This window comes from Actinophytocola sp. (assembly GCF_036002505.1).
In the GTDB taxonomy this organism is placed as follows: domain Bacteria; phylum Actinomycetota; class Actinomycetes; order Mycobacteriales; family Pseudonocardiaceae; genus DASYTH01.
Window position 1 is genome coordinate 1 of sequence record NZ_DASYTH010000251.1, and the last position, 5,329, is coordinate 5,329.

Sequence of the window (5,329 nt, forward strand, 5' to 3'; positions counted from 1 at the left end):
GCAACCGGCCTGTACCGTGCCAGAACTCTGGTAGGCCGACGACCTGCGGTTTCGCTGGCTCTCGCAAGGTAGGCCAGGATCGCCGCTCATGGTCTTTCGACTGCTGTATCTGGCCCTGGTTCGCGTCTTCGGCTGGCTGGCCCTGCTAGCGCGTCGCAGGAGCGCGCTCACCGTGGACCTCATGGTGCTGCGCCACGAGGTTGCGGTGCTGCGCCGTCAGGTCCGGCGGCCGCGGCCATCGTGGGCAGACCGCGCGATCCTTTCCGCGCTGACCCGGCTTCTCCCTCGGGAACTGCGGAAACACCGCATCGTCACCCCGGCCACGCTACTGGCCTGGCACCGCAGGCTCATCGCAAGGAAGTGGACCTGCCCGAACCGGCCAGGCCGTCCACCGGTCGCCGCGGACATCCGCGACCTGTGCATCCGCCTCGCACAAGAAAACCCACAATGGGGCCATCGGCGCATCCAGGGCGAACTCCTCCGGCTCGGCCACCGTCTCGGCGCCGGCACGATCCGCCGCCTCCTGGCTGCGGCCGGCCTCGGTCCGGCGCCCCGCCGTACGGGGACGACCTGGCGGGTGTTCCTGCGCACCCAGGCGCACGGCATGCTGGCCGCGGACTTCTTCCACCTGGACACCATCGGCCTGCGCCGGCTCTACGTGCTGTTCGTGATGGAGGTCGGCACTCGCACCGTGCACATTCTCGGCGTGACCGCGCACCCCACCGCGGCGTGGACCGCGCAACAGGCCCGCAACCTGCTGATGGATCTCGGTGAGCGGGCGACCTCCTTCCGATTCCTCGTCCGCGATCGGGACGCGAAATACACCGAGGCGTTCGACGCGGTGTTCGCCTCCGCGGACGTGAAGACCGTCAAGATTCCTCCCCGGACCCCTCGGGCGAACTGCTACGCCGAGCGGTTCGTTCGCAGCGCCCGGGAGGAGTGCACCGACCGGATGTTGATCTACAACGAGGCCCACGCGATCGCGGTCCTCGACGAATATGCCCGTCATTTTAACGAGCACCGGCCGCATCAAGGCCTCGGGCAACAGCCACCGCGGCACGACCCGTCGATCACCGTGCCCCTTCATGCTCCGGTTCGACGCCGCAAGGTGCTCGGAGGGGTTATCAACGAGTACCAACGAGCGGCCTGACCGCTCCCCTACATGCCAGGTCAGCGCCGTGACACGAGATTTGGCACGGTACAGGGGGCCGGCGCAGGGCCGCGGCGGCACCGAGACCACCATCATGATCGCCCTGCTCGTGACCAGGACGACAGCGGGGATCACGATCCAGCGCAATTGCTGGCGCTGCTCACTCTCGGCCACCCGCAACCGCCTTACCAGGGCCGCCACGGCGACCACGAGGGCGAGCATCACCACGATGTTGCCCGTCACCGCGAGGGCCGCCGCGACGGTACTGGCGCGCCGAACTGGTGCCGACAGTACAACGGCGACATTCAGAGCGAGGCCGAGGACCGGGAGCGCCAGCGCGGGCCGCCACCGCCGGGATGGCAGCCTGCCGTCGGGCACCAGCAGGAAGATGATCGCGTAGAGCGGCAGGCCCCAACCCGAGCCGAAGAGCAGGGCCACCCGGGTCGCCAGCAGCCCGGCCCAGGCCGGTCCGACGTCCTCGCCGCTCAGCACCCGCAAGCTGTACGCCCCGGCGGCCATTCCGACTGCCTTGCCGGACCCACTGATCGAGAAGAGCCAGCCGATCGGATGAGTGGATACCGCGACACGATGAGCGCGCCGACGACCGCCGCGGAGATCGCCGAGACCTCGGCGACCGGCCCGGAGAGGAAGGTCTCCGCCGTCAGCAGCGGGAAACCGGTCGAGGCGTACATGGCCAGCTGGACCCCGGCGCCAAGGACGGTGACGGCGCAAAGGCTCGAGGCCACGACGCTCTGCCACCTCACCATGCGCCGCAGTCTGCTGCGCCGCCCCGCCCGCGGGAAGGTGCCCAGCCGAACCTGTTGGTGTGGCCAGCCCCCTGCGAGGAGCCGGTAACGACTGGAGTTGGCACGACCGGAACCGAACGGACCGGGCCGACACGGTGGGCGGCCGGCACGGTGGGCGCGAGGTTCTGCGCTGGCTTCACTGGCGGGAGCCGTCGAAGCGCGACGGGAATTCTCATGAAGGGCATTCCCTCATGAGTACGATCACTGCAACCGAACGCCGCGTTGCGGCCGCTGCAATCGGAGTCAGCAAGGCGTACGGCATCGGCGAGGCGAGCGTGCTCGCGCTCGACGCCGTGAACATTGACTTCGCCGCCGGCGAGTTCACCGCGATCATGGGTCCGTCCGGGTCCGGCAAGTCCACCCTCCTGCACTGCCTGGCCGGCCTGGATCGGCCAACCTCGGGGGAGATCCACCTCGGTGGCGTGGACATCACCACCCTGAACGACCGCGAGCTCACCCTGCTGCGGCGGGACACGCTCGGGTTCATCTTCCAGGCGTTCAACCTGCTGCCCACGCTCACCGCCGCGGAGAACATCGCGCTGCCCGTGCGCCTGGCCGGCGGCAAGCCGGACACCTACTGGATGGACACGATCATCGACGCGGTCGGCCTGCGGCCGCGGCTCTCCCACCGCCCGTCGGAGCTGTCCGGTGGCCAGCAGCAACGGGTCGCGGCGGCGCGGGCGCTGGCGAGCCGGCCGGAGATCGTCTTCGCGGACGAGCCCACCGGCTCGCTCGACTCCCGCTCCAGTGAGGAGCCGGCTTGCCGACGACCCCGCGCTGGCCCGGTCGCGTAACGCGGCCGGCATCTCGGCCGTGCTCTGGGCCTGCTACAACCGCCAACCCGAGCTAGCCCGAGAGCTGGCCGCGTCCGCGGGAGAGCTGGACGTGTTCGAGGCCGCCGCCCTCGACCACGCCGACCGGGTTCGGGAACTGGTCGAGAAGGACTCCGCCCTGCTGTCCGCGCGCCGGACGGCTATCACGCACTCGAAATAGCCGCGTTCTTCGCCGCGCCGGCCGCGCTCCATGTCCTGCTCGACGCCGGCGCCAACGTGAGCCAGGCGGCCAGCAACCCGATGCGGGTCACTGCCCTACACGCCGCCGCGGCCGCAGGGCGGGCTGACCTGGTGCAGGCCCTGCTCGACTACGGCGCAGACCCGAACGTCCGGCAGCTGGGCGGCTTCACCCCGCTCCACGCGGCGGTCCACCTGGGTGACCAGGCCATGGCGCAGGCGCTGCTGGCCGCCGGTGCGGACCCAGGGGCCAGGACCGACGACGGCAGCACGCCCGACGATCTCCGCGGCCGCGAGCGGCTTAGCTGAGTCCGCTCGCGAAAGAGATCAGCCGGTCGGCCGGAAGTAGTGCGCGATGGCCCAGTCGGACACGTGGTGACCTAGCCGCGCGTGTCCTCCTGCTGCCCGGCGCGGGCGGGCACCATGGTGCTGTTCTTCACGTCGCGGTCGCGCGCGCTACGCGCCTACTTCGTGGATGGACGTACGGGGCCAGTCCGGCCAGGCTGGGTCGAGGTGACCCGGCGGGACGCGGTTCTCGCGCCGCACGAAGTCCGCGACCGTCGCGGCGGTCTGCGCCGGCCGCCCGAGCCATGGTCCGTGCCGGGTGGGCAGCACCTGCAGTCGTGCGTGCGGGATCAGCTCGGTCACTGCCTGCGCGACCGAAACGCTGCCGAGCGGTTCCCGCTCGCCCCATACCACCAGCGTGGGCATGGGCACCTGGCGCAGCTCGTCGGTTCGGACACGCGAATCGCGCCGCCACCCGGAACGCGACAGCAGCGCAAACGGCGAGACCAGCACACGTACCTCTGTCCTGAGGGCGGATACGGCGAGTGGGTCCCGGCCCGTGACCACGAACAGGTCGACCAGATCGGGGTGAGCGGCGAGGGTCGCCCCCTCGCCCATGAACCTGGCGAACCGCAGGACGGACTTCGGGCTGGGTGGCACCCGCGACAGCAGCTGTCCCACTCCGGGCGTGGCCAGCAGCCGGTACGCAGCGGGCAGCGGGTGTTCGGCAACGCCGGCGGAGCGATCAGCACGAGCCGCTTGACCCGTTCCGGGTGAGCCAGGGCGTACCGCAGTGCCCACACCCCGCCTGCCGAGTGGCCAAGCAGTGCGGTCGCCTCCAACTCGAGGGCGTCGAGCAGGCGGTCCAGCCAGGCGACCGCGGTCTCGTGGAAGCGCTTTCGTGGGAGGTCGATCGGGTCGCTCAGCCCCGACCCAGGCAGGTCGGGGGCCAAGGCGTGGACGCCGTGGAGTTCGTTCAGCAACGGCAGAAGGAACCCCGCTGAGACCCCTGAGCCGTGGAGAAGCACGACCGGCGGCCTGGCGCCCTTCTCGCCCTTCTCCAGAAGATGGACCCGATCGCCTGCGCCCACCTCGACATAGCGGCTGCGCACCGAGGCTCCGGCCAGCACGCGTCCGTACCACTGTTGGACCTCGACGGAATGGAGAACCGGGCCCCGGCCGCGGGTCTGCGCGCCGTACGCGACGTTCATGACCGCCTCCCTGTGACCACCACCCGGCCGGTGCCGGGTGCTTCGGCTGTGACGCTAGGAGCGGCCGCGGGCGGTCACCATCGGGAGTTCTCCCCATGCGGTGAGGCCGTGCCGCATGGCGAACAACGCAGCCGCCGCCCGCGTCGAGACGCCGATCTTGGCGTAGGCGTTCTGCACATGGTGGTCGGCGGTCTTGGCGGAGATGCCCAGCGCGCGGGCGATCTGCTTGGTCTGCAGGCCCCGCGCGAGGAGGGCCACCACCTCGGCCTCCCGCTCGGTCAGCCCGGCCGGCCGTGGCAGCCGGGGAGGAGAGTGCCCGGCCGCCTCGAGCACCGCGGTGACGCTGTTGGCGTCTAGCCGTCCCTCGCGGGCCTCCCGGCCGAGCAGGTCGGCAGCCCGCTGCGGCGACAGTGGGTCCCGGTGCGGGCGGGGCTCGGTCTTGGTGTGGTACGCGTCGGCCGCGGCGAGCAGGCGGGCGGCCGGCGTGAGAGCAGTCGCCGTCGCACTCCGGTGGTAACCCGTGCCATCGAGCCGCTCGTGGTGGAACGTCGCGATCGAAGCCAGGGCAGCCAGGAACGGGGAACGGCACAGAATGCGCTCGGAGTGGTAGGCGTGCAGCCTGACTCGTTCCCACTCGTCCGGTGTCAGCGGGCCGGCCTTCTGCCAGATCCGGGCGGGGACGGCGACGCGTCCCACGTCGTGGACCCGCGCGGCCCGCCGGACCGCCACCACATCGGCAGGTGAGAAACCGCACCGCCGCGCTGCGGCACCGGCCAGCTCCGCGACGCCGGCCGCGTGCCCCACCAGGTACGGGGAGGCGAGGTCGGCGAAGTCGCCCATCGCCGCCAGGGCCTCCTCGACGGAGGG

Annotated in this window: 6 protein-coding genes and 2 pseudogenes; 5 read left to right on the forward strand and 3 right to left on the reverse strand. The window is 71.1% G+C overall.

Features of this window, described 5'->3' with window-relative positions; genetic code table 11:
• The first annotated feature begins 88 nt into the window (after positions 1-88).
• From VGR06_RS22550 to VGR06_RS22570, 5 genes and pseudogenes are all read left to right on the forward strand, one after another.
• Positions 89-1,150, forward strand: coding sequence for an integrase core domain-containing protein (locus VGR06_RS22550; RefSeq protein WP_327561095.1), 1,062 nt, complete (start codon positions 89-91; stop codon positions 1,148-1,150).
• Positions 1,151-1,738: 588 nt separating this feature from the next.
• Positions 1,739-2,005, forward strand: coding sequence for a hypothetical protein (locus VGR06_RS22555; protein WP_327561096.1), 267 nt, complete (start codon positions 1,739-1,741; stop codon positions 2,003-2,005).
• A 142-nt stretch (positions 2,006-2,147) separates the two neighbouring features.
• A pseudogene (locus tag VGR06_RS22560) lies at positions 2,148-2,711 on the forward strand (ABC transporter ATP-binding protein); the annotation flags it as partial.
• The gene (locus VGR06_RS22565) at positions 2,704-2,949 is read left to right on the forward strand and encodes a hypothetical protein (protein ID WP_327561097.1); all 246 of its coding nucleotides are present in this window, start codon (positions 2,704-2,706) and stop codon (positions 2,947-2,949) included. The pseudogene VGR06_RS22560 and the gene VGR06_RS22565, both read left to right, overlap by 8 nt.
• Before the next feature lie 35 nt (positions 2,950-2,984).
• Positions 2,985-3,275, forward strand: coding sequence for an ankyrin repeat domain-containing protein (locus VGR06_RS22570; protein ID WP_327561100.1), 291 nt, complete (start codon positions 2,985-2,987; stop codon positions 3,273-3,275).
• A gap of 147 nt (positions 3,276-3,422) precedes the next feature.
• Here the strand turns inward: VGR06_RS22570 and VGR06_RS22575 are convergent, their stop codons facing one another.
• From VGR06_RS22575 to VGR06_RS22580, 3 genes and pseudogenes are all read right to left on the reverse strand, one after another.
• A complete protein-coding gene (locus VGR06_RS22575) occupies positions 3,423-3,932 on the reverse strand; it encodes an alpha/beta hydrolase (RefSeq protein WP_327561098.1) in 510 nt (169 codons plus the stop codon).
• 62 nt (positions 3,933-3,994) lie between these two features.
• Positions 3,995-4,462: pseudogene (locus VGR06_RS43965) on the reverse strand (alpha/beta fold hydrolase); the annotation flags it as partial.
• Between the two features lie 54 nt (positions 4,463-4,516).
• Positions 4,517-5,329: HD domain-containing phosphohydrolase (locus tag VGR06_RS22580; RefSeq protein ID WP_327561099.1), on the reverse strand; the 813-nt coding region annotated here is incomplete at its 5' end.

Bases quoted from the DNA above. Each gene is read 5' to 3' on its own strand.
- VGR06_RS22550 (WP_327561095.1), top strand. From the start codon at position 89: ATGGTCTTTCGACTGCTGTATCTGGCCCTGGTTCGCGTCTTCGGCTGG.
- VGR06_RS22555 (WP_327561096.1), top strand. From the start codon at position 1,739: ATGAGCGCGCCGACGACCGCCGCGGAGATCGCCGAGACCTCGGCGACC.